This window comes from Methylovirgula sp., from assembly GCF_037200945.1.
Lineage (GTDB): Bacteria > Pseudomonadota > Alphaproteobacteria > Rhizobiales > Beijerinckiaceae > Methylovirgula.
On sequence record NZ_JBBCGP010000001.1, the window covers coordinates 2,514,654 to 2,538,102 of the forward strand.

Here is a 23,449-nt window from a genome sequence, read left to right on the forward strand (position 1 = left end):
GAAACCACTTCACTCGAAAACGCTATGCTGCATATTCCTGCATGATTGCAGCGACATCGGCTTGCGTCGGCAGGCCGGCTTCATTGCCGAGACGCGTGATTTTATAGGCCGCCGCGGCACGGGCGAAACGGAAATGCGTTGCGAAGCCCTTTTCCGGCGCGGCGAGATATGACGCGACATAGGCGCCATGAAAGATATCGCCGGCGCCCGACGTATCGATGACTTTCTCTTTCGGAACGGGCAGGGCCGGCAGCGTTGAGACCTCGCCGCGTTCGTCGTACCAGTAGAGGCCGCGCTCGCCTTGCGTGACGCCGCCGATCTTGCAGCCCTTGCCATTCAGATATTCGAGCATTTGCTGCGGCGAAAGCTTCATCTGCTCGCAGAGCCGTTCGGCGACGATGGCGACATCGATGAGATCAAGCAGCGCGTCGAGATTGCCGCGTAAGCCGCCGCCATCAAGCGAAGTAAGGATGCCATTTTGCTGGCAGATTTTCGCATAATGCAGCGCCGCGTCTCCCTGATGCCCATCGAGATGCAGCACACGGCAGCCATCGAGATCGAGATTAGGAAAGGGATGGAAGAACTTGTCGTCACGGGCGCGGATGATGGCGCGTTTGGTATTGTTAGGCAGCACGAATGAAAGCGAGGACCGTTTGACGTGCCGGGGATGCACGCGGATTTGATAGGCCCGTGCCATGTCGAGGAACATGCGCCCAAGCCAATCGTCGGCGACATTGGCGATGAGATCGGGGATATGACCGAGCTTGGCGCAGGCGAACGCGGCCGTGACCGCATTGCCGCCGAAGGAGACGGCATAATCCTGCGCCACCGTCTTGTTGTCTCCGGTCGGAATGGAATCGCAGAGCAGAGTTACATCGATATAGGTGTGGCCGATGAACAAAGCCTGCACGCGTCTCTCCCCGTCCGAGCCAAGAAAACGACGCAGGGCGGTCGAAAGTTCACGGCCTTAATGCCGTGCCCGCGCTAATCGAGCGAAAAGCTCGTGCCGCAACCGCACGAGGCTGTTGCCGCCGGATTGTCGATCTTGAAGGCGCGACCCATTAGTTCGTCGACGAAATCGATCCTGCTGCCGCGCAGATAATCCAGCGAAATCGGGTCGATGGCGACTTTGGCACCATCCTCGGCGAGCACGAGGTCACCGTCGGCCGTCGCCGGCACGACCGCGTATTTGTATTGGAACCCGGAGCAGCCGCCGCCCTCGACAGCGATGCGCAGCACCGAGCCCGCCGGCTCGGTCTTCAGGATTTCGGCAATGTGGCGAACGGCGTTGCCTGTGAGATTCACCGGCGTTGCGACGGCAATATCGTTCATCTTGACCTCAGATCGACGGAGCTACGCGGCCCGTCGTATCGCTTGCATAGGGTTGCGATAGGAAGATATGTCGCAACCGCGCCATCTGCAACGAGCCGGGACGCGCCGCCGTGCCGTGCGACAGTTTGGCAAAAGGAACCCGGCTTTGCCAACACACCCTGAATCCGTCCCTGCCGGAGGGCCGTCGACCGCCTTCATGCCGTGGCGCGCACCCTACGCTTCGGACGCCAGCCGCAGCCGCGGCCGGCTCTTTCCTGAGGCAAATTCCCCGACGCGGAGCGAATTCCAGCGTGACCGGGACCGTATCCTGCATTCGACGGCCTTCCGCCGTCTTGCCCACAAGACGCAGGTTTTCATTCCGCACGAGGGGGATCATTACCGCACCCGGCTTACCCATTCGATCGAGGTCGGCCAGATTGCCCGGGCTCTTGCTCGCGCATTGGGCCTCGACGACGATCTGGCAGAGGCATTGGCGCTTGGGCACGACCTTGGCCATACGCCTTTCGGACACACCGGCGAAGACGCCCTCGACGAGGCCATGCGGCCTTATGGCGGTTTCGACCACAATGCCCAGGCGCTGCGCATCGTCACCAAGCTTGAGCACCGCTATGCCTCTTTCGACGGGCTCAACCTCACCTGGGAGACGCTCGAAGGCCTCGTGAAACACAATGGGCCGCTGCTGGGGCCGGATGGTCACCCCACGGCGCGCTACGCGGCGCGCGGCCTGCCGGAGGCCAGCCTCGAATATGCGACGATGCACGATCTGCGGCTCGATCTCTTTGCCGGGCCAGAAGCGCAGGCGGCTGCTATCGCCGACGACATCGCCTATAACGCGCACGATATCGATGACGGCTTACGCGCCGGCCTGTTCGATTTTTCGCAATTGGCCGAGGTCGATTATCTGCGCCAGCGCATTGAACGGATCGATGCGCTTCACCCCGGACTGGAACGCCAGCGATGTATCCACGAACTCGTGCGTCGCGTGATCACCGATTTCATCGAAGACGCGATCAATGAGAGCGCGGCACGGCTGAAGGCGAGCCGCGTTGCGAGCGCCGACGAAGTACGCGCTCTGGACCATGCGATCGCGGGCTTCTCGCCGGTGATGGCGGCGCACCAGCAGACAATCAAGAGTTTCCTGTTCCAGAATATGTACCGGCATCCCGACATCAAACGCATCCGGGTCGAGGCCGCTGGCGTCGCGCGCGATCTCTTCAATATTTTATTCAAGGATCCGGAGTTAATGCCGCCGGAGTGGGCGTCGCTGGCAATCACTCGCGGCGCCGAGGACGAAGCCAAAATGGCGCGCGTCGTCTGCGACTATATTGCTGGCATGACTGACCGCTACGCGCTTGCCGAGCATCAGCGGCTTTTTGACGAGACGCCCGAATTGCGTTAGCGCGCTACAAACACCAAAGCAAAGCCATGAACATTTATTCCGACTTCCACGGCCGCGTTGCGACGCTGCTGCAAAACATCATCGTCAACGGTCGGCTGCCCGCCGATCTCGATCTTGCGCGTTTCGTCGTCGAGCCGCCGCGCGATCCCGCGCATGGCGATCTCTCGGTCAATGCGGCAATGGTCTATGCGAAGGAGGCGAAAGCGCATTTCGCCAATCCGCGCCAATTGGCGACCGAACTTGCGATGTCGCTGGCTGACGATCCTGACGTGGATCAGGCGGAGGTCGCCGGGCCGGGCTTTCTCAACATTCGGGTCAAGCCGCAGGTCTTCGCGCAGATCCTTGACGCAGTGCTGACTCAAGGCGGCCGCTTTGGCGCGGTGACAGCAGGCACTGCTGAAAAGATCGATGTGGAATATGTTTCGGCGAATCCGACGGGGCCGATGCATGTCGGGCATGGCCGTGGCGCCGTTTTCGGCGATGCGCTCGCCAGTCTGCTCGCCTTCGCTGGCGGCGACGTGACGCGCGAATATTACATCAACGATGCCGGCGCGCAGGTCGATGTTCTCGCACGCTCCGCCTATCTGCGCTATCGCGAGGCGCTGGGCGAAACGATCACGATCCCCGAAGGCCTTTATCCGGGCGATTATCTGAAACCGATTGGCGAAGCGCTGGCGAAGGAACATGGCCGCGCTCTGCTTGATGAGCCTGAAGCTGTCTGGCTTCCGCAAGTGCGCGCGGCTGCGATCGCCGGCATGATGGAGATGATCCGCGCCGATCTTGCCGCGCTCCATATCGTGCATGATGTCTTCTTTTCGGAACGCAGCCTGACGCAGGGCGGTCGCGACGAGATCGCCTCTGCCATCGATGAGCTGCGCGCCGCAGACCTCGTCTATGTCGGGCGTTTGCCGGCGCCGAAAGGTCAGCCGTCCGAAGATTGGGAAGACCGCGAACAGGAGCTTTTCAAATCGACGTCTTTCGGCGACGATGTTGACCGGCCGCTCAAGAAATCCGACGGCAGCTACACCTATTTCGCCGCCGACATCGCCTATCATAAGACAAAGATCGATCGCGGCTTCCGCAATCTGATCGACGTCTGGGGCGCCGATCACGGCGGCTATGTGAAGCGGATGCAGGCCGCGGTGACGGCGCTGTCCGGCGGCAAGGCAAGTCTCGACGTCAAGCTCTGCCAACTCGTCAAGCTGATGCGCAATGGCGAGCCGGTGAAAATGTCGAAACGCTCTGGCGATTTCGTCACGCTGCGCGATGTCGTCGATGAAGTCGGCGTCGATGCAGTGCGCTTCATGATGCTCTTCCGCAAGAACGATGCGCCGCTTGAGTTCGATCTCGCCAAGGTCATCGAGCAATCGAAGGATAATCCGGTCTTCTATGTGCAATATGCCCATGCGCGCGGAAAATCGGCGCTGCGCCAAGGGCAGGCGGCTTTTGCGGACGCCGATCTTTCGCCAGCGGCGCTGGCACAGGCGAATTTCGGGCTGCTGACCGATGCCGGTGAAATCGGTCTCATCAAACTGCTGGCGCAATATTCCCGTGTGGTTGAAGCGGCGGCGAACGCGCATGAGCCGCATCGGGTCGCTTTTTACCTGCATGACCTCGCATCCGAGCTGCATGGGCATTGGACGCGTGGCAAAGATCAGCCACAATTACGATTTGTTAATGAAGACTATAGAGATTTAAGTATCGCTCGCTTGGCATTGGTCCTCGCGGTCACTGTCGTTTTGGCGAGTGGACTTGCCATTTTGGGGGTGAGCGCACCGGACGAGATGCGCTGAAGCGGCAGGAAGAGCCCGTCCCGCTGAAGAACGGGAGGCACACCGGGCGGCTTTAGCCGCCGGCGGCGCTAAAAAGCCCGATTCGTCAGGCAATTCAGCAGGGACGATGCGGGGGCAAAGTTGAGGTTAGAACGATGAGTGAGCCCGCAACCAAACAACGGCAGATGATCGATCTCGATGAGTTCGAGCGGCGGCTGAGCCGTTCGCCGTCGCCGGCCCGCAACGACGATCCGCTGGCTGAACTGGCTCGGCTGGTCGGTGGTGGCGAAGATCGCTTCGAGAGCATGTTTCAGGCGCGTCCGACGCGCGGCCGTGCGCCTGAACCGCAGCAGCCGGAAGAGCCGCATCACATCCCCGATTGGCTTGTTGAGGAATCGCATCAGCACGCCCAACCGAAGGGCCGGGCGATCGACTTTGCGGCGATCGAAGCTGGCTTGCGTGGTTCGCTCGATCCCGAATTCCAGAATTTTGCCGACGCCGAAGATCGCCGTTGGCACGATCACCACGCACAGGATCGTCACCACCAAGATCATTATGCGCACGATGACTATGCACATGATCCCCATGCGCATGATCAGCATGTCGAAGAAGATTATGTCGGTGAAGAAGCCTGGCTCGATGCGCCCGTGGCCTCCCCCGCGGAGCCGATCGCCGAGGTGCGCTCGCGGATGCCGCTTTACGCCACGGCCGCAATCATCATTGCGGGAATGCTGGGGATCGGCGCGACGTTCGCGATGAAGCGGACGCCGGCCGCACCGGCGCAGATCGCCTTGATCACAGCCCCCACCACGCCCATGAAAGTTGCCGTCGCCGAGGGCGGAACCGATCCGAGCGCGAGTGATAACGCTTCGATCCTTGATAAGACACCGCAGCAGGCGCCGACCGCCGCGGTCAGCCAGACTGAGCAGCCCGTCGACGTGAATGCCGTCGGCAAACCCGCTCCCGCTGCGCAGGTCGCGGCGAGTGCGCCCGCCGCCGCCGTTCCGGTTCCGCCGCCGCCGGGTGCCGATACATCGCAAGACGTGACTCTTGGCGACATGGTGCAACCGCATAAGGTCAAGACGATCGCGGTGCGGCCCGATGGCAGCTTTGCCGATTCCGCCGCCCCGCCACCGCCTCCCGGCGCGGCGCCAGCAGGCGATCCTGCCGTTCCGTCCATGGCCTCCAATTTCGGCGGTGCCAGTTTGACGCCGGCCCCCGCGCCGCCTGCGGCTCCCGAGCCGTCACGTGTGCCGCCCGCGAGCGACGATCTGCCGTGGAGCGCTCAAAATGGCCAAAACGCAGCCTCCGCGCCCGCGCCGCACGAGAACCATAAGCCCGTTCGGATCGCGCGTGCCGAAACCGGCGCGGATGACGCGGTCGCGGCGCCAGCGGCGGCCGGCGGCTTTTCCGTCCAGCTCGCCGCGCCCGGCAGCGAGGCCGAAGCCCATGCCGCTTTGGCCCGGCTGACGCATTCTTATGGCACCGAATTGCATGGCTATCGCCTGAAGTATCGTCAGGTGAAGGTCGGCGCCAAGACGGTCTATCGTGTCCGCGTTGGTGGCCTCTCGCACGCAGCGGCTATTTCGCTCTGCGAACGGCTAAAGGCTAAGGGTGCAGCCTGCTTCCTCGCGCATGGCTGATAGGATGCGCGGCATGGTCGTTCGCGACATGCTCATGCCATGAGCCGCGCCTTCGTCTGCGGTTGCCAGGGCAAAGTGCTGACCGCGGAGGAGCGCGACTTTCTCCGCGACAGCGACCCGTTCGGGCTGATCCTTTTCAAGCGGAACGTCGAGGCGCCGGCGCAAGTCCGCGCGCTGATTGCGGAGTTTCGCGCCATTGTCGGGCGCGATGCCGCCGTCCTTGTCGATCAGGAGGGTGGACGCGTGCAGCGACTTGGGCCGCCGCGTTGGCGCGCCTATCCAGCCGCCGCCCGGCTTGGCGCTCTGGAGATGCCGTTGGTGCGCCGGGAAGAGATGGTGCGCCAGGCCGCGGCGCTGCTCGGGCAGGACTTACGCGACCTCGGTATCACCATCGATTGCGCCCCCGTGATGGACGTGCCAGTCCCGGGCGCGCATGACGTGATCGGCGATCGGGCTTTTTCGCGCGAGCCTGAGATCGTCGCCCGGCTTGGCCGCGCCGCGGCTCTAGGGCTGGCCGATGCCGGCGTCATGCCGGTCATGAAACATATTCCCGGCCATGGCCGCGCCGGGGTGGATAGCCATCTGGATTTGCCGGTCGTTCACGCGTCGCTCGACCAATTGGCGGCGGATTTCCTGCCGTTTAAGGCGAATGCCGACCTGCCGGCGGCGATGACGGCGCATGTCGTCTATACGGCGCTCGACCCGGAGCGGCCGGGGACGCTGTCCCCGAGGGTGGTAAGCTTCATCCGCAATGAAATCGGCTTCGACGGCTTGCTTTTCAGTGACGATTTATCGATGCAGGCGCTGAGCGGGACGTTGCGGGCGCGGGCGGAAGCCGCCTTTGCAGCGGGCGTCGATATCGCGCTTCATTGCAACGGCGACTTGGCCGAGGCCGAGGCGGTCGCCGGGGCCGCACCCAGTCTCGAAAGTCAGGCGCTGGCGCGGGCAGAGGGGGCCGCTTCGTGGCGCGGTCAACCTGCCGCGTCGTTCGATCCTGTGGACGTCTGGACGCAAATCCAAGCCTCGCTTGCGATCAGCGCCTGAACAGCCCAAGGTCAACGCCGAGAAAGCCCGAATCGGCGCCGGCGTCGATTGTTAAGGACAAGCTTCAGAAATTTTATGCAAGCGACTGGCCAGGAACAGAATTTACCCTTCGAGCAGGAGGCTTCGTCAAACGACACGGCGTTCCTTGTCGATGTCGATGGCTTTGAGGGCCCGCTCGATCTTCTGCTTGAACTGGCGCGCCGCCAGAAGGTTGATCTCGCCAAGATTTCCGTTCTGGCTTTGGCTGAGCAATACCTCGCTTTCATCGAGGCGGCACGCAATCTGCGCTTTGAGCTTGCTGCCGATTATCTGGTGATGGCCGCCTGGCTTGCCTATCTCAAGTCGCGCCTGCTGCTGCCGCAGCAAGACAAGGGCGAAGAGCCACTGGCCGAGGACCTTGCGGCGGCGCTGGCGCTTCGCTTGCAACGGCTCGAGGCCATTCGCGCGGCGGCGGAAGCGCTGGTCAACCGGCCGCGGCTCGGCCGCGATATTTTCGCCCGCGGACAGCCGGAGGCGGTCGAAATTTTGCGCCGGCCGCAATGGCAGGCGAGCCTGCATGACCTCCTCGCCGCATATGCCAGGCAGCGGCAAAAACAGGCCACCGCCAAATATCAACCGGCGCAGCGCTTTTCGTGGTCGTTGGCTGAGGCGCGCGCGGCGCTCGAAAGACTGGCGGGGCAGGCACTCAACTGGACAGTGCTCGATTCTTTCCTGATGACTTATTTTACGACTCCGGAGGCGCGACGGGCAGTGAAGGCCTCGTCTCTCGCCGCGGCGCTTGAAATGGTTCGTCAGGGTGCCATCAGCCTGCGTCAGGATCAGGCCTTCGCGCCGCTATGGATCAAGAAGCGCGATGCGGCTGCGAGCCCGGCGCCGGTACAATAAGGGAGTTGAACTTGGCCGACGTCGCGCGACTTTTTGCCGAGATTCTCGACGAAGAGGCCGAAAGTGAATCCATGCGGGCCGATGAACCTTTGATGGGCGAGGCGCTGCGGATCGCCGAAGCCATGCTGTTCGCGGCGGCGGAGCCGCTTGAGGAATCCGAAATCGCCCGGCGGATGCCGGACGGCTTGGCCGTCGGCGACGTGCTGGCGCGGCTGAAACAGGATTACGCCAATCGCGGCGTCAATCTCGTGCGTGTCGGCAAGAAATGGCTGTTCCGCACGGCCTCCGACCTCGGTTGGCTTCTGGCGATGGATTCGATCGAGCCGAAAAAGCTCTCCAAGGCCGCGCTCGAAACGCTCGCCATCATCGCCTATCACCAGCCGGTGACGCGGGCGGACATCGAAGACATTCGCGGTGTCGCGATCTCGAAGGGCACGCTCGACGTGCTGCTCGAAACGGGCTGGGTGCGCTTGCGCGGCCGTCGTCGCACGCCCGGACGTCCGCTGACCTACGGTACCAATGAAACCTTCCTGCTGCACTTCGGCCTTGAGCAGATTGGCGATCTGCCGGGGCTTGAAGAGCTGAAAGGGGCGGGCATGTTCGATGGCGCGCTGCCGCAGGGCTTTGCCGTGCCGCAGCCGCGCGACGATAATGCGCTGATGGAAGACGAAGACCCGCTCGAAGGCGATGCGCAGGAAGAGTTCGTCGAATTGAGCGCGGAGGCTGTTGCGAGTGACAGCGAGGCGGACGCTGAGCTTGAAACGGAGACCGCGCCCGAGGACGAGGCCGATTCAAATTTCGACATCGAAGATTGACGGGACGGAAGCGGGCGTTAATTTTTTTTGAATCCGCTACGCTGATTTCGAAAGCGACTTCATAACGGTCACTTAGCGGCTCATCGCTTAATATCGCCTCTCAAAACACCGATCCTATTCGGACGCTGAGGGTGATTTTGACCGGGCAATTTTCAGAGCGCGACCGACGCGGTCAAATCGAAACGCTTCTGCGAAATGGAAGCGCGGAGCAGACGCCTGCGTGCGTCCCGCTGTCGGCGCGATAGTTGCCAGTCTGCTGGTCGCCTGCCTGTGGCCTCGCGATGCTCCGCAACCCAGATTGGGCGCCGCTGCTGCTGTGTTTACAATGGCATTTTTCTTGATCGTTGCGGGAGCGATTGTTCCAATCGTACAGGAAAGAAATGAATATGCGCACGGGGCTTCTACAACGCAAAGCGCCCGGAATGACAGACGACGCAAGGTCTCCAGCAACACTGAAATTCTCGACGCCGGTGTTCCACCCAAATTGATTTCGTTTATTCCACCGCTCTCGCTTGCGCGACATCCTCGTCCGGTCTGCAAGCTCGCCTCTGCGTATAAGTCGAGGCGTTGGCACGCTTAAATCGGCGGCCTTCATTGACTTGCGTCAAGGCGGGTCGAGATGCGTTTTGCCAGAATTAAACAACGAGTGACATGCACATACTTTCGTCCCATTTGTCGGGCTATTCGTCGCACCATCGGGAAGACGCGTTGGCGTGGCGTTGATAGAGCCGCCGCTACTTGGAATTCGTTAAGGTTCAATCCTTATGCCCGTCGGCCCTTGGCTCTAATTGCCGGGTCTGGAATTCCGGCGCGCACCAAACTCAGTAGCGCTCGCATTTGGAGCCGCGTGTTGCGCGGCCCTCCGTATTTCGCCGATTTCGCTTCGAAAGTTGTTAGATGAATTTTTTCAAGTTTGTCACGGACCGCCGCGCTGCTTTCAATGTTTCAGAGCTGACGATTCGACGACCTTCTATTGCGCTTTTTGGAGCTTTCGTGGCGTTGGCGCTTGGAATCGTCGGCTTCCTTCAATTGCCGATCACGTTGCTGCCAAACGTCGATCCGCCGCTCGTTTCTGTCTTCGTCACTGACTTCGGTGCGACGCCGACCGAGCTTGAAACGCAAGTAACGGAAAAGGTCGAGGGCGCCGTTTCAGGCATTCCCGGTGTCCATCATGTGATGTCCTCGATCAGCGACGGCATTTCCGCGACGACAATCAGCTTCGACCTGTCGGTCAATACGGATCACGTAACCGAGGCGGTGAAGCAGGCGGTCGCGCAGATTGCGCCCGAACTGCCGCGCGGGGCGGACGCGCCGGTCGTCAAGCGCGTGACCGCGGTCGGTCTCAATATCGTGACCTATGCAGCGTCCTCGTCAAAACTGATGCCTGTGCAATTGTCGGCCTTTGTCGATGCAAAAATCATCGGCGGTCTCAAGGCACTTCCCGGCGTCGGTAGCGTTGAACGCATCGGTGGCGCGACGCGCGAGATTTCGGTCGTGCTCGATCCCGCTGCACTTGCGACGCATGGCCTGACGGCCGCCGACGTCGATGGGCAGGTTCAGATCGCAAGAAAGAATGCTGGTGCCAGCGAAAGCCTGAACGATCTCGCCGCGACGCCGATCCGCCAGCCCAAGGGCGGTACAATGCGGCTCGATGCACTCGCGCATATCGTCGATGGCACCGCCATTCCGCGGACCTTTGCGCGCATGAACGGGGCGCCCATGGTCGGCTTTGGCGTCCTGCGTGCCAAGGGCGCGAGTGATGTCACAGTCGCCGGTGCTGTCGAGAAATTCGTCCGGAAAGTCGCTGCGGCCAATCCGGACGTCAGTCTCAAGCTGATCGACACATCGGTGCGCTATACGCAAGGCAATTACGATGTGGCGATGCATACGCTCTTCGAGGGCGCGGCGCTGGCTGTGATCGTCGTGTTTCTGTTTTTGCGCAATCTGCGCGCGACGATGATCGCGGCTTTGGCCTTACCGCTCTCAATTATTCCCGCATTTTTCGTGATGCATCTGCTGGGCTTCTCACTCAATCTGATCAGCCTGCTCGCGATCACGCTGGCGACGGGCATTCTCGTGGACGATGCGATCGTCGAGATCGAGAATATCGTGCGCCATATGCGGATGGGCAAATCGGCGATGCAGGCGGCGATCGACGCAGCCGATGAAATCGGCCTCGCTGTCATCGCGATCAGCCTGACGATCGTCGCCGTCTTCGCGCCGGTGAGCTTCATCGGCTCGATCGCCGGGCAATATTTCAAGCAATTCGGCCTGACCATTGCCGCCGAAGTGATCTTCTCCCTGCTTGCGGCGCGTTTCGTGACGCCGATGCTCGCCGCTTATTTTCTTAAACCCCGGCCTGTTGACGTGTGTTCGGAGAAGGCCGCGCGCTGGATCGAGATTTACGGCAGGATCGTTACATGGTCGGTCGAACACCGTTTCAAGACGGTTTTCATCGGCCTTGTTCTTTTCGCTCTCTCGATTCTCAGTATCACGAGCAATTTGGTCTCGCGCGATTTCCAGCCCGTGCAGGATTCCGGCCGCTCGCATCTTGCGATCGAGCTCGCGCCGGGCGCGACGTTGAAAGACACGCAGGCGATGGCCGATGATATCACCGTGCGCCTCGAAAAGCGGCGTGAAGTCACGAGCGTCTTCATCGACGGCGGGCGGTTGGCCCCTGGCGCGCCGGAGGTGTGTAAGGCGCAGCTCATCGTCAATTATGTGCCGAAAACGCAGCGCAAGCTTTCGGTCGCCCAATTGCAGGACGCGATCGGCAAGGATTTGTCAGGCATCTCGGGGTTGCGGACATGGTTCGTCGATGATTACGGCGCGCGGCCCGTCGTGCGCATCTTCACCGGCCCGGATAGCGTGACACTCGAAAAGTTCGTCACGGCGTTCACCCAGGAGATGCACGGGATCAAGCTCGTCTCGAACGTTCTGACATCGGCCGAAGCGCCGCGCGCCGAATTGCATCTGGCGCCGAATGATGCGCAGGCCGCAAAGCTCGGCGTCGCGCATGACGCTCTGACGCGGACCATCGCTTTGGCGACAATCGGCGGGACGCTCCCATCTGTGCAAGCCGCGGATGGCCGACTCGTTCCCGTGCGCTTGACCCTTGGCGGCGGTGCGCAGGGCGCCGCACAGGGCTTGGCTCAGCTTCAGGTGCTAGGCCGCAATGGCGCCGTGCCGCTTGGCGCCGTCGCGACGATCGAGTCGTTGAAGGGCCCGGCGAGCCTCAGCCGATTCGATGGGGCGGCCTCGATGAATGTCGAGGCCGATCTGACGGATGGCGCTGCGCTGGGCGATGTCGAAAAGACGCTCGATGCGTTGCCGATCATGAAGCACATGCCGCCGGGCGTGCGGGCGCATAAATCCGTGACGGCCGAAGCAATGCAGGATCTGAGTTCCGGCTTCGCCGAGGCAATGCGCAACGGTCTCATCATGGTCTATGTCGTGCTGATGCTGCTGTTCGCCCGTGTTCTGCAGCCGATCACGATCCTCTTTTCGCTTCCGCTCTCGATTGGAGGCGCCATCGTCGCCCTGCTCATCACCGGCCGTCCGCTTTCGCTGCCGGTGATCATCGGCATTCTGATGCTGATGGGCATTGTCACGAAAAATGCGATCATGCTGGTCGATTTCGCCACCCGCGCGATGGCGCGTGGCATGCCACGCACGGCGGCCATTGCGGAGGCGGGGACGAAGCGGGCACGACCCATCGTGATGACGACGATCGCCATGGTCGCGGGCATGGTGCCGAGCGCGCTCGGCCTCGGCGCGGGCGGCGAATTCCGCTCGCCGATGGCGATTGCGGTCATCGGCGGCCTGATCGCCTCGACGTTCCTGTCGCTGCTCTTCGTCCCGGCCGTCTTCGCGGTGATGGATGATGTCCGCAATGCCGGTTTTGCCGGGTTGCATGCGCTTAGCGCGGCATTTCGGGGTTCGCCGAAATTGCCTGATCTGAGATTTGTCTTTACACGCAGACCCCGCCCGGTCAGCGAACCGGCAGAGTAGCCCGGAATCCGGCAGGCGTCTGCGGAATGAAAGAAAATTGGCCCCGGCAGGTGCCGGTCGTTGTGCTCGACGCGGCCGCGGCTGCGCGACTCGTGCTGCCGCTTTTTTCCCGGCGATTCCATCCGCAGCTTTGCGCCGGTCGGTGGCGGTCTGACCAACACAAATTACAAAGTGACGCTCGCGCGCCGAGCGGCGCCGCTGCTCTTGCGGCTTTATCAGCGCGGCATCGCGCCGGCGCAGAAGGAAATGGCGATCGATACTTTGATCGCATCGCGCGTGCCGGTCCTACATTTTTACTATCTGGGCGAGGATAATCCCGTCACCGGGCATCCCTATGCCGTGCTCGATTGGATCGACGGCCCCGATCTCCAGCATATTATGCCGAGCCTGTCGCAAGATCGGCTGCTCGCCTTCGCGGAAAAGATCGGCAAAGTGCTCGCCGCAATACACAGTTTCATGTTCGAGATTTTTGGCTTTTTCGATGCCAAGCTCAATGTGCAAGGACCGATCGATTTCGATCGCGCGGGCATGCTTGCGTATCTCGATCAGACGCTCGTCCGCGGAGCGGGCGGCGAGAGGCTGGGGCGCCCGCTTGTTGATGCGCTCATCGCCTATGCCGAGAAGAACGGCGATATTCTAAAGGATTGGCTTGTTCAGCCATGCCTCGTGCACGGCGATTTCAACGCCCCGAATATTCTGGTGCTTCCAGAGCGGGACGATGCGATCGCGGCGGTGATCGATTGGGAATATGCGCTGAGCGCGTCACCGGCGATGGATTTCGGCAATCTGTTGCGGCCGCCATTCGACGGCAACGCAGCGTTTGCGGAGGCGGTGGCGCGATCTTATGTCGAAGCCGGCGGTGTCCTGCCGAAGGATTGGCAGCGGATCGCCCAGCTTGCCGACGTTTATTCCTTTGCCGATTTCCTGAGCCGGCCGTATGTCGCCGATGTCGTCATCAAGGATGCGCGACGGGTGATAGCGAAGCTCGTCGCCGAATGACCTTCGCTAGTCCGTTCGTTCGCGGAGGATTGCAAAAGCTTCGATCTGGCGGCCGAAACCCTTCAAGGACAGCAGCGGCAGACGTTCGGCCTCGAACAGATTTTCCGTAGCGGCAAAGGCATTGCGGTCGATGAGAATCTGGCCGGATTTTGCTTCGTCGCAGAGGCGCGAAGCGAGATTGGTCACGCTGCCGATCGCCGCATAATCGAAACGCCGATCGAAGCCGATCTTGCCCAACGTCGCCATGCCGCGCGCGATGCCGATGCCGAAGCCGAGTTCGTGGCCGCGTTGCCGCCAGGCTTGCGACAGGCCTTGAAGTCCCGCCCGCATATCGATCGCGAGCCGCACGGCGCGTTCGCTATGATCTGGGCAGGGCAGGGGATCGTTGAAGAGCGTCAAAAGTCCGTCGCCGGCGAAACGCTCCAACGTGCCTTCGTAATGATGAATAAGATTGCCCAGCGTCGCGTGGAATTCGCTCAAGACCGTCATGACCTGCTCGGGCTCCGCCGCCTCGGTAAAAGCGGTAAATCCGCGCAAATCGCAAAAGAGAACAGTAATTTCGGCGCTATGGCTTGCCAGCAATGCATCCGGATCGCCGGAAAGCGCGATGACATCGACGACCTGTGGCGCCAGGAAGCGTTTGAGCCGACTGATCCGTTCGATCTCGGAGACTTGCTCGGCGACGCGCGCTTCGAGCCCGCGGTTCCATTCGGCGAGCTCTTCGGCCTGAATCGCCAATTGGCGCGCCTGATCCTGCACTTTGTCGTGGAGGGCCTTGATCCGCAACATCGAGCGCACGCGCGCGATCAGCGCCGCTTGGTCGAGTGGCTTCGTCAGATAATCGTCGGCGCCCGCTTCAAGGCCTGCGACGACATCGCTGCGGTCAGCTTTTGCGGTCAAAAGCAGGACAGGAATGAAGCCTAGTGTCGGGTCGGCCTTAAGTTCCTTCAAAACCGAAATGCCGTCGAGTTTCGGCATCATGATGTCGAGAAGAATCATATCGGGCTGATGCCGGCGCGTCTGTTCGAGCGCCTCGATGCCATCCGCGGCGGTGATCACCTCATAGCCGTTGGCCTCAAGCCGCAGCGTGACGATTTCGAGATTTTCGAAAACGTCGTCAACGGCGAGAATGCAAGGGCGATTACGCAATCTATGGCCTCTCAACTTCCTGCACTTGCGCTCCGGTCATGGCAGAAATTCGCGGATTTTGGCGAGCAACGCACGTGGGCTGAACGGTTTGGCAACGTAGCCGCTGCAGCCCGCAGCCAAGGCTCTTTTCTCGTCTTGCGCGAGCGCATATGAGGTTACCGCGATGACGGGGATGTGGCGCGAGACGGGGTCGGCCTTGATGCGCCGCGTCGCCTCATAGCCATCGACGAGTGGAAGCTGGATATCCATCAAAACGAGATCGGGCTGGAATTCGGCGGCCATCCGCACGCCTTCTTCACCGTCGCCCGCCTCGATCAGATCGTAGCCGGCGTCGCTCAGCACGTCGCGCAAAATCTGACGATTGTCCTCGGTGTCCTCGACGACAAGAATGCGTTTGGTCATGCCGCCTCCATCTGCCGATCGACGCGTACCGGAATTTGTACTTTGAATGTAGAGCCTTCGCCGAGCGTGGATGTGAGACCGATCACACCTCCGTGCATTTCGATAAACCGCTTGCTGATGGAAAGCCCCAGACCGGTGCCACCCTTTTGTTTGGTGATCGTGCTGTCGACCTGATGGAAGGCTTCAAAGATCCGCGCCTGATCCTCGGGTGCGATTCCAGGGCCCGTATCCTTGACGGCGAGCTTGAAATCGTTGCCGGAGGCCTTCGCACGAATCATCACACCGCCTTTGTCTGTGAATTTGATGGCGTTGCTGACGATGTTCAAGAGCACCTGCGTGAGCCGGCGCTCGTCGCCGCGGCCGATTGGCAGGTCGGGGGCGATATCGGTGGAAATCCGCAGCCCCTTGGCCTGCGCCAACGAGCCTGTGGCGTTCACGACGGTCTCGATCACGGCGCGCAACGAATAATCGCTGAGCGACAAAGAGAGTTCGCCCGCCTCGATCTTGGAGATATCGAGCACGTCGTTGATGAGGCTGAGAAGGTGTGCGCCGTTGGTCTGGATACGCAGGAGCACCTGCTTGGCGCGGTCTGGCACCTCGCCATAGATGCCGTCCTGCATAAGTTCGGTATAGCCGAGGACAGCATTGAGCGGCGTCCGCAATTCGTGGCTCATATTGGCGAAGAACAGCGACTTGTGCTCGTTGGCGATGGCCAGCTGCTTGTTCTTTTCCTGCACCTGCTCGAACAATTTGGCGTTGCTCATCGCCAGTACGGATTGGTTTGCGAGCGTCTTGATCAGCGCGACGGTATTGTCAGGGAAATAGCCCGATTCCCGACGCTCGATGACCAGCACGCCAAGCAATTCCGCCGAGCCGATGAGCGGCGCAATCAGCGCCGATTGCAGACCGGCCGCCAGCGTCGCGCCGCGCAGCGGGAAATCGCGCGCCGCCGCGATATGCGGAATTTGAATTGGCACCTTGCGCTCGGCAACTTCGCTTAAAAGTCCGTGCGGGCGCCGGATCTTCACCTCGCGGATTGCGGCGACGAAATCGGGATCGAGCCCATAGGCCTCGGCGAGATTGAAGGCCTTGCGCACCGGATCGAAACTGTAGATGGCGCCTCCATGCGCACCGGTCACCTCGACGGAGCGTACGACGATCGTCGCCAGAACCTCATTGAGATTGAGCGAGGCGGCGAGGGCGAGCCCGACTTCTTCGAGCGCGCGCAACTCGCTGACCGAGCGTTCCAGGTCGTGGGTGCGCTCTTCAACTTTCTGCTCGAGTTTGGCGTAGGAATCCTGAAGCTGGGACGCCATGAGATTAAAGTCGTCGGCGAGGTCTTCGATCTCGTCGCCCGTATGCACTTCGATTTTGTGCGTGAAGTCGCCTTCGGCGAGATGCGCTGCGCCGTCGCGGACGGCCTGTATCGGCACCGTCATCCAGCGCGCCAGGATCAGCCCGGCCCCGATGCAGAGCACGAGCGCCAGCACAAGAATGATAAACAACCGCCACAGCAAATCCGTGACCGGCGCGAAGGCCTCGGCAAGTGGCTGCTCGACGAACAGCCACCATTGCATCGAGGAGACGGGGGAGGAGGCGGCGAGAACGGATTGTCCGTCGAGGCTGCGGCCGACAGACACCGCACCCTCCGGGTTCCTCGCCAGTGCCGCGACCTGCGGTAGCTTCAGCAGGTCCGGGCGATGCAGCAACATCGATGAATCGGTATGGGCGATCAGATCGCCCTTCGTGTTGGCGATATAGGCATACATGCCGGCGGCAGCCTGGATACCGTTCAGAATGTCGGAGAGGAATTTCAATTCGACCGTCGCGACCGCGACGCCGGGCTGCTTCCCGGACAACGCGACGGAAATCTGAATCGTTGGGCCATGATGGGTAAACATGACCGGGCTCAACCAGGCATTCGGGCCGGTTGCGTGCAAAAAAGCCGGCGATTTCGATAAATCCCGGTATGCGTTGCGGAAAAGGCCGGCGCGGCCCAGCCGCAAGATTTCCTGGCCCTTCGTATCGAGTTCGAAAATCTCCGATACCGCCGGCGTGTGTTGCAGGATCATGGCGTAGTCGATGCGGCGCTGATCGAGCGTCATCGAACTCGCGCGGGTCGCCCAGGTGATCTGGCGCTCGATCTCGGCAATGAATTGTTCGACGCGTTGCGCCGCGTCGTCGGCCTTCTCCATCTGCGTGCGCAGAAGTTCGGCTTTGCGGTCGCTGTAGGTGAACCACATTTCGGTGGCGCCGCTGAGGGCCAGGATGGAAATGACCAAAGCGACGAAGGTGATGACATATTTGCCGAAGAGGCTTCTTCGGCCAAACCATCCCAAACGCGACGGCAAGCTCGCTCCCTTCACAGCGCGGCACGGCAATGCGCAGAGCCCAAGTCCGTGCTCAGGTCCGCCATCAAGTCTGGCATAAAGGGCGGCGCAGATGAAGGGCCGGAGGGAGAACGCCCCGGTCTAATCGCCAATGCGGTGAATGTCGCGAAGGTCTTTTTGTTTAGCGGACGCGCGACCATTCCTGCCCGCCGCAGATCATCCCGCCGATAATGCATCCCTCGACCTTGAGAGTCGCGGCGCCTTCGAGCGACATGTGGGCGGTATATTGCTCGCCGTTGACGACGTTGACAGCGGTGCCGAACCAGGAATGGCCGTTCGGCTTCATATCAATCAGAACTTCGCGGCCGAGGGGCGCCGCACTCTCCTTGGCCCAGGAGACATAACCGCAAAGGTTACCGCCGCAGCTGCGGATCGAGACATTGGCGGTCCCATCAGCGATTTTCCACTCGCCAAGCGGCTTCGGAGGTGAGGAAACCATGGCCAAAGCCGCCGCTGTCGCCAGAACCGTCGTCGCCCCCGTCAGCAACCAAGTTCTCATGACGAAACGTCTCCATGTAGCCGAGAAGTTGAAGAACAAATCATTGAAGATTCTACTATAAATCTTGTCGATTTGCGTCGTCGAAACCGGGACGTTAAGTCTCCAAGGTGCGCTAGCGCACATTGGCCTAGTTTATCGGACGCCCTTCAGCTCTCTGATATCAATGGGATTCCAAAATGGTCCGTATCAAGAGTGGAGCAACCAGCGTCACCATCAGCCCGCAAGGCGCCGAGATTATGGCCTGGAGCGTCGAGGGGCGTCCTTTACTTTGGGAAGCAAGACCGGACGTCTGGCCAGAGACGGCGCCGTTACTTTTTCCGGTCGTCGGCTGGACGCGCAACGGCGAGGCGCGTGTCGACGGGCAAACCTATCCACTCGCGCTTCACGGGTTTGCCCGCCATCGGGTGTTTCATTTGGCTGCGCAGGAGGCCGACCGGGTTCAATTCGAACTGACGAGCGACGCCGAAACACGGGCGCTTTATCCGTTCGATTTCCGCTTCGCCGTGGCTTATGCGGCCGGCGCGGCGTCGCTCTCCACGACGGTCACAATCACCAATACCGGCGACCGGCCGATGCCCTATGCGTGCGGGCTGCATCCGGGTTTCCGCTGGCCCTTCGCAGGAGGGCAACCAGAAGATTACGGCTTGTCTTTGCCGAGCCCGAAAATCCAATGGTGCCGAAAATCGCGCCGGGCGGCCTCATTGCCCGCGAGACCCGGCGGCTGCCCATGGAGGGCGAAGTGCTGCCGCTCGCTGCAGCGCTCTTCTCGAACGACGCGCTCTGCTTCCTTGATGCGAAGAGCCGGAGTGTCCGGTTCGAGGCGCCAGATGGCGCGGCGATCGAGGTCGAAAGCGAGGACTTTCCGCATTTCGGAATCTGGTGCCGGCCGGGGAACGGCTACCTCTGTATCGAGCAATGGACGGGGTTCGGCGACCCCGAGGATTTCACCGGCGATCTTTCCGCCAAACCGTCGATGCGCGTCCTTCCGCCCGGCGCCAGTGCCCGCCATGGGGCCCATTATCGCTATAAAGCCGCACCCTGAGAGCGGTTCGTCCAGCTTGGCAGCCGTGCAGAAACCTGACAGATAAGCGGAAATTCTATTGAGGGAGACGCTTTAAAATGGCTTTGGCGACGGACGCGGCGGCTTTTCAGACGGATTTCTTGCGGCCTTCGGGCGAGAAGGCGCTGCTGATAGACGGGAAGATTGCTTCGGAAATCGTGCTGGCGGAGGTCGCCGCAGCGACCGCGGCGCGGGGCACCGAAGATTCAGCCCGGTCTCGCGGTTGTCCTCGTCGGCGAAAATCCGGCCAGCCAGGTCTATGTCCGCTCCAAGGGCAAGGCCGCCAAAACCGTCGGCTTCCATTCCATCCAGCATGATCTCCCCGACACGACCAGCGAAGAAGAATTGCTGGTGCTCATCGATCACCTGAACGCCGATCCGAAAATCCACGGCATCCTGATCCAACTGCCGCTGCCGCCTTCGATCAATGCGACGCGCGTGCTCGAACGCGTGTCGCCGCTCAAGGACGTGGACGGGTTTCATCCGTTCAATGCCGGTCTTCTCTCGATCGGCGACCTTGAGCGCGCGCTCGTGCCATGCACGCCGGCGGGCTCGATGGTTCTCCTTGAACGGGCGGCAAAGGCGCTTGGCGTCAGCATCGCCGGCGCGGGACGCCGTCGTCGTTGGCCGCTCCAACATCGTGGGCAAACCGATGGCGCAATTGCTGCTCTCGCAAAATGCGACCGTGACCATCGCCCATTCGCGCAGCCGTGATTTGCCGGCGATCGTCGGGCGTGCCGATATCGTCGTTGCCGCGGTCGGCCGGCCGGAAATGGTGCTCGGCGAATGGATCAAGCCCGGCGCCATCGTCATCGACGTGGGGATCAACCGTGTTCCCGGTGAAGGGGTCGATGCGCAGGGCAAACCCAAATCGCGTCTCGTTGGCGATGTTGCCTTTAAATCGGCGCTGTCGCGGGCAGGGGCCATCACTCCGGTTCCGGGCGGGGTCGGGCCGATGACCATCGCGATGCTTATGTCGAACACCCTGCGGGCGGCCAACCTGGCTGCGGACTAAGGTTAAGCTGCGAAATCCGTGGGCTTTGGCGTTGCAGAGCTATCGCCAAAGTCCGTGCGGATTAAAGATGGTGCCGACTGTTTTGGTTGCGTCGGGGACCCAGATAATGCAGAGCCTTGCCCGCGTTCCTTTTTTTTAAAGATTTAACGGATCTGGACTTCGAACGCTTCGATCGTCGCTGCACCTGGCGGCGATACGATGAAGGTGAAGTCGTCATCGATTATGAGGACGAAACCTCCGACGTTTATTTCATCATCGCCGGTGAGGTGCGAATCCTGATCCGCACGCAGGCCGGCAAGGAAGTCATCCTCGCGGAAATGCGCGCCGGCCAATTCTTTGGCGAGCTTTCGGCCATCGACAGCACGAAGCGGTCGGCCAATGTCACGGGCTTTGACGCGCGCCGAACTTTGCATCATGCGGCGGCTGTTTTTCGCGAAGTCATTTTCGCGTCGCCGACGGTTTGCGATCGCGTCTTGCATCTTTTGACCGCGCGCGTGCGCGAGCTGAATGCGCGGCTCACCGAACATTCAATCTTCGATTTGAAGCATCGGCTTTATTCCGAGCTCCTGCGCATGGCCGGTCCGCGGCCGGGCAAACCGGGAGAGCGCTCCGTCACGCCGCCGCCCTTTCATCATGTGCTTGCGGCGCGGATCGGCTGCCGGCGCGAGCAGGTGACGCGCGAACTTTCGACCATGGCGCAGGAGGGTTTGCTCGAGAAGACGCGCGGCGCTTTGGTTCTTTCCAAACCGCAAGTTTTGGAAGCACGGCTTGCCGAGGCCTTGCGCGAAGACCGCTGATCATTCCTCCGCGGGCGGCGGGGGAGTCGTCATTTGGGGGAGTGCATCGTTCGGGTGTGCTGGCTTCGGGGGCAAATCGATCGCTGCCCGCCGGTACAGACCGGGGCTGGACCAGGGACCCTTGAGTTCTAACCATAGAGGCGATGTCTGCGCCCGTTTGCCCGCCGTCTCAGTGATCTGGGCAAGTGATGAAATATCGAGATGGCGATGCCCCACATCGATTGTGCCCATTGTATCGATCTGCAGATTGGTGCCGGTGATTTTTCCGCTATTGAACGTCGCGATGCCATGCGCGAGCGTCAGATCAAATGCGAGATGATCGAAGCTCGTTGTGCCCTTCACGACGGCGATCCTGTCGCCAGGCTTGCGGCTATCCGCGCCCACGAGCGTCGGAACAAGATCAATTCCCGCGACGGTGCCGCCATTCGCCGAAACGGCCGCCTGACCGCTGAGCGACCGGGCAAGTGCATCAACATCAGCGCCTGAACTATCAAGCTCGACCAGAGCATTCAGCGATCCCGATAGGGGTCGCTGACCGCCGAAAACCATGGGCTGCGCGTCGATCCCATTGCCGCTGCCACTGACGTGCAGACTGAAAACATGGTCCTTTTCGGAGAGTGCAAAGCGGCCTTTGATCAGGCCGTTGTTCGAGGTGGCTTCGGCAAGGGCGAGGTCGATGAGGCCTGGCTTGGTCAAAAGTGAAAGGGCCGCGTTCTCGACCTCAAGATCATAGAGCCGCAACCGTGCCGCGGACACCCGAAGGTCGAGATCGGCGAGGTTCAGCGGCCCCAGGTCAAACGGTGTGCCATCACCAAGCCCATCGGGCAGCGCAGTGTCAGGCTGTCCGATCAGGAAGGGCGTGACGTCGAGAAAGTCGCTCGCCAGTGTGCCCGAAAAATGCGGTGTGTGGGCGACATCGCGTATTTCGAGGTTTCCCTCGTAATCGTTACCGTCGAGATGCAGAGCAAGATTGGTGAAAGCCGCGTCGCCATTTTCAAAATCGACGTCGCACGAGACGTCAAGATTGGCGAAGGTTCCATGTTTCGAGAACGAATAACCAATCGTCTCGGCCAATTTACGCAACGACGGCGCCGTCGCGGAAACCGAGCCGTTATATTGCAATCTCGCTCCGCCGGCGAAGCGTCCCGATGACCATAAGTTCAAGATCGGCGATCTGATTTGAAGGATCGCGGCGGATTCGCTACCACGCAGAATGTCGAGCGGCGTTTCGAGCCAGCCCTGTAGACGCACGGGCGCGCCACGGAAATTGATCTGCCCGTTAAAATCCGCCGAAGCGCTCAGGCGCGGCCAATTAGCCTGCATGTTGATTGTATCGACGGAAATCCCGTTGGGGATGTTTTTGGTCTTGATGAAAGCCTCGCCCTCGACGACGGAAATCTTGCCGAGTGGAGCCTGCAAACGCACATTGTCTGTGCTGCTCGCGCGGAGCGCCTGCTGAACGACGCCACCTTCGCTGACCGGAGCCCGGCCGAAATCGACTTTGAGCTTCGGCCGATAAAGCACGGCGTGGCCGATCTCAAAGCGGCCGACGAGAAGGGGCAATAATCGGAGGTAGCCCACGACCTCAGGCGCTTCGAGATCTATGGCCCCGGATCGGTCGGCGACGTGAAGGGATTGAACGACGATCCGCGGCAGCAGGAAAAAGCGAAGCCGCGCGGGCCCATTGATCTGCACCGAAAAGCCGGTCGAACGCTGAATCTGCCCCACGATTTGTTGACGCAAGACATTTTGCGGCAGCACTTGCTGCGTGATCACCAAAGCCGCGGCGATGACCAACGCAGCAGCCGCACCGGCGAGCGCAAGTTTCCCCGAGCCTTTACGCGGCCAGTGCCTTGCCCGCGCGCGCGAAACGATTTCGATCATGGACGAACTGGGGCTCATAAATCAGCGAAGCTGCGCAGAATAGTCTCGGGACGCTCAGGATAGGGCAAAACGCGTTCAGCGTAGATGCTTCGAGCTATAATTCGACGTTTACTCTTAAGCGCCTCGAATCCATCATCTTTATGATCATCGGTCGCAATCGTCGATCCGCCAAACTGCTGGGGCGCTCATTCGGAATACGCGTGCAGATTGATAATGTTTGACTTCCTTTCGAGTTTGGGAGGCCAAGTCAATAACGATTTAACCCATTGAAATTAGAGCATTTATAAAACAGATGCACGCTGGCCACAGCCCGTGAGATTACGCCAGCTGGACCAACCTTTGCGGGCAATTTC

At 61.0% G+C, this 23,449-nt stretch carries 17 protein-coding genes and 2 pseudogenes; 12 read left to right on the forward strand and 7 right to left on the reverse strand.

Translation table 11 applies throughout. The features are described 5' to 3' along the window. Positions 1-22: 22 nt before the first annotated feature. Both WDN02_RS12320 and WDN02_RS12325 read right to left on the reverse strand, forming a co-directional pair. Entirely contained in the window at positions 23-910 is an 888-nt protein-coding gene (locus tag WDN02_RS12320) for a sugar kinase (RefSeq protein WP_337293776.1), read from the reverse strand. A gap of 74 nt (positions 911-984) precedes the next feature. Further along, complete coding sequence (locus WDN02_RS12325; protein WP_337293777.1) at positions 985-1,332, reverse strand: iron-sulfur cluster assembly accessory protein; 348 nt, start codon at positions 1,330-1,332, stop codon at positions 985-987. Between the two features lie 196 nt (positions 1,333-1,528). Here WDN02_RS12325 and WDN02_RS12330 point away from each other — a divergent pair, with 196 nt between their 5' ends. From WDN02_RS12330 to WDN02_RS12365, 8 genes are all read left to right on the forward strand, one after another. Then, positions 1,529-2,731: a deoxyguanosinetriphosphate triphosphohydrolase gene (locus tag WDN02_RS12330; RefSeq protein ID WP_337293778.1), complete on the forward strand. Its 1,203-nt coding sequence runs from the start codon at positions 1,529-1,531 to the stop codon at positions 2,729-2,731. A gap of 26 nt (positions 2,732-2,757) precedes the next feature. Continuing rightward, entirely contained in the window at positions 2,758-4,524 is a 1,767-nt protein-coding gene (gene argS, locus WDN02_RS12335; RefSeq protein ID WP_337293779.1) for an arginine--tRNA ligase, read from the forward strand. A 134-nt stretch (positions 4,525-4,658) separates the two neighbouring features. Beyond that, positions 4,659-6,146: an SPOR domain-containing protein gene (locus WDN02_RS12340; RefSeq protein WP_337293780.1), complete on the forward strand. Its 1,488-nt coding sequence runs from the start codon at positions 4,659-4,661 to the stop codon at positions 6,144-6,146. A gap of 39 nt (positions 6,147-6,185) precedes the next feature. After that, entirely contained in the window at positions 6,186-7,190 is a 1,005-nt protein-coding gene (nagZ, locus tag WDN02_RS12345; RefSeq protein WP_337293781.1) for a beta-N-acetylhexosaminidase, read from the forward strand. Positions 7,191-7,265: 75 nt separating this feature from the next. Beyond that, a complete protein-coding gene (locus WDN02_RS12350) occupies positions 7,266-8,075 on the forward strand; it encodes a ScpA family protein (RefSeq protein WP_337293782.1) in 810 nt (269 codons plus the stop codon). Positions 8,076-8,146: 71 nt separating this feature from the next. Next, positions 8,147-8,890 carry an SMC-Scp complex subunit ScpB gene (gene scpB / locus WDN02_RS12355; protein ID WP_337294931.1) on the forward strand — a complete coding sequence of 248 codons (744 nt, stop codon included), beginning with the start codon at positions 8,147-8,149 and terminating at the stop codon, positions 8,888-8,890. A gap of 897 nt (positions 8,891-9,787) precedes the next feature. After that, positions 9,788-12,901 (forward strand): efflux RND transporter permease subunit, encoded by a 3,114-nt coding sequence (locus tag WDN02_RS12360; protein WP_337293783.1) that lies wholly within the window; start codon positions 9,788-9,790, stop codon positions 12,899-12,901. Between the two features lie 60 nt (positions 12,902-12,961). Further along, positions 12,962-13,900, forward strand: a complete 939-nt coding sequence (locus WDN02_RS12365) for an aminoglycoside phosphotransferase family protein (protein ID WP_337293784.1) — start codon at positions 12,962-12,964, stop codon at positions 13,898-13,900. Between the two features lie 6 nt (positions 13,901-13,906). On the opposite strand, the gene WDN02_RS12370 is transcribed toward WDN02_RS12365, so the two are convergent. The 4 genes from WDN02_RS12370 to WDN02_RS12385 form a co-directional block, all read right to left on the reverse strand. Beyond that, positions 13,907-15,049: a response regulator gene (locus tag WDN02_RS12370; protein WP_337293785.1), complete on the reverse strand. Its 1,143-nt coding sequence runs from the start codon at positions 15,047-15,049 to the stop codon at positions 13,907-13,909. Between the two features lie 36 nt (positions 15,050-15,085). Further along, complete coding sequence (locus tag WDN02_RS12375; protein WP_337293786.1) at positions 15,086-15,451, reverse strand: response regulator; 366 nt, start codon at positions 15,449-15,451, stop codon at positions 15,086-15,088. Continuing rightward, positions 15,448-17,802: an ATP-binding protein gene (locus WDN02_RS12380; RefSeq protein ID WP_337293787.1), complete on the reverse strand. Its 2,355-nt coding sequence runs from the start codon at positions 17,800-17,802 to the stop codon at positions 15,448-15,450. The genes WDN02_RS12375 and WDN02_RS12380 overlap by 4 nt, the downstream gene beginning before the upstream one ends. Before the next feature lie 160 nt (positions 17,803-17,962). Continuing rightward, positions 17,963-18,340, reverse strand: coding sequence for a DUF2147 domain-containing protein (locus WDN02_RS12385; RefSeq protein WP_337293788.1), 378 nt, complete (start codon positions 18,338-18,340; stop codon positions 17,963-17,965). 236 nt (positions 18,341-18,576) lie between these two features. Here WDN02_RS12385 and WDN02_RS12390 point away from each other — a divergent pair. The 4 genes and pseudogenes from WDN02_RS12390 to WDN02_RS12405 form a co-directional block, all read left to right on the forward strand. Then, positions 18,577-18,909 (forward strand): annotated as a pseudogene (locus WDN02_RS12390) (aldose 1-epimerase family protein); the annotation flags it as partial. A gap of 101 nt (positions 18,910-19,010) precedes the next feature. After that, positions 19,011-19,382: a hypothetical protein gene (locus tag WDN02_RS12395; RefSeq protein WP_337294994.1), complete on the forward strand. Its 372-nt coding sequence runs from the start codon at positions 19,011-19,013 to the stop codon at positions 19,380-19,382. Positions 19,383-19,459: 77 nt separating this feature from the next. Beyond that, a pseudogene (folD, locus tag WDN02_RS12400) lies at positions 19,460-20,415 on the forward strand (bifunctional methylenetetrahydrofolate dehydrogenase/methenyltetrahydrofolate cyclohydrolase FolD). Positions 20,416-20,531: 116 nt separating this feature from the next. After that, entirely contained in the window at positions 20,532-21,212 is a 681-nt protein-coding gene (locus tag WDN02_RS12405; RefSeq protein ID WP_337293789.1) for a Crp/Fnr family transcriptional regulator, read from the forward strand. Here WDN02_RS12405 and WDN02_RS12410 read toward each other — a convergent pair whose 3' ends face one another. After that, the gene (locus tag WDN02_RS12410) at positions 21,213-23,096 is read right to left on the reverse strand and encodes an AsmA family protein (RefSeq protein ID WP_337293790.1); all 1,884 of its coding nucleotides are present in this window, start codon (positions 23,094-23,096) and stop codon (positions 21,213-21,215) included. It lies immediately after the preceding gene. Positions 23,097-23,449: the final 353 nt, after the last annotated feature.

Coding starts and splice junctions, on each gene's coding strand:
- argS (WP_337293779.1), top strand. CDS start 2,758: ATGAACATTTATTCCGACTTCCACGGCCGCGTTGCGACGCTGCTGCAA.
- nagZ (WP_337293781.1), top strand. CDS start 6,186: ATGAGCCGCGCCTTCGTCTGCGGTTGCCAGGGCAAAGTGCTGACCGCG.
- WDN02_RS12395 (WP_337294994.1), top strand. CDS start 19,011: ATGGTGCCGAAAATCGCGCCGGGCGGCCTCATTGCCCGCGAGACCCGG.
- WDN02_RS12325 (WP_337293777.1), bottom strand. CDS start 1,332: ATGAACGATATTGCCGTCGCAACGCCGGTGAATCTCACAGGCAACGCC.
- WDN02_RS12330 (WP_337293778.1), top strand. CDS start 1,529: ATGCCGTGGCGCGCACCCTACGCTTCGGACGCCAGCCGCAGCCGCGGC.
- WDN02_RS12350 (WP_337293782.1), top strand. CDS start 7,266: ATGCAAGCGACTGGCCAGGAACAGAATTTACCCTTCGAGCAGGAGGCT.
- WDN02_RS12375 (WP_337293786.1), bottom strand. CDS start 15,451: ATGACCAAACGCATTCTTGTCGTCGAGGACACCGAGGACAATCGTCAG.
- WDN02_RS12385 (WP_337293788.1), bottom strand. CDS start 18,340: ATGAGAACTTGGTTGCTGACGGGGGCGACGACGGTTCTGGCGACAGCG.
- WDN02_RS12410 (WP_337293790.1), bottom strand. CDS start 23,096: ATGATCGAAATCGTTTCGCGCGCGCGGGCAAGGCACTGGCCGCGTAAA.
- WDN02_RS12360 (WP_337293783.1), top strand. CDS start 9,788: ATGAATTTTTTCAAGTTTGTCACGGACCGCCGCGCTGCTTTCAATGTT.
- WDN02_RS12340 (WP_337293780.1), top strand. CDS start 4,659: ATGAGTGAGCCCGCAACCAAACAACGGCAGATGATCGATCTCGATGAG.
- scpB (WP_337294931.1), top strand. CDS start 8,147: ATGCGGGCCGATGAACCTTTGATGGGCGAGGCGCTGCGGATCGCCGAA.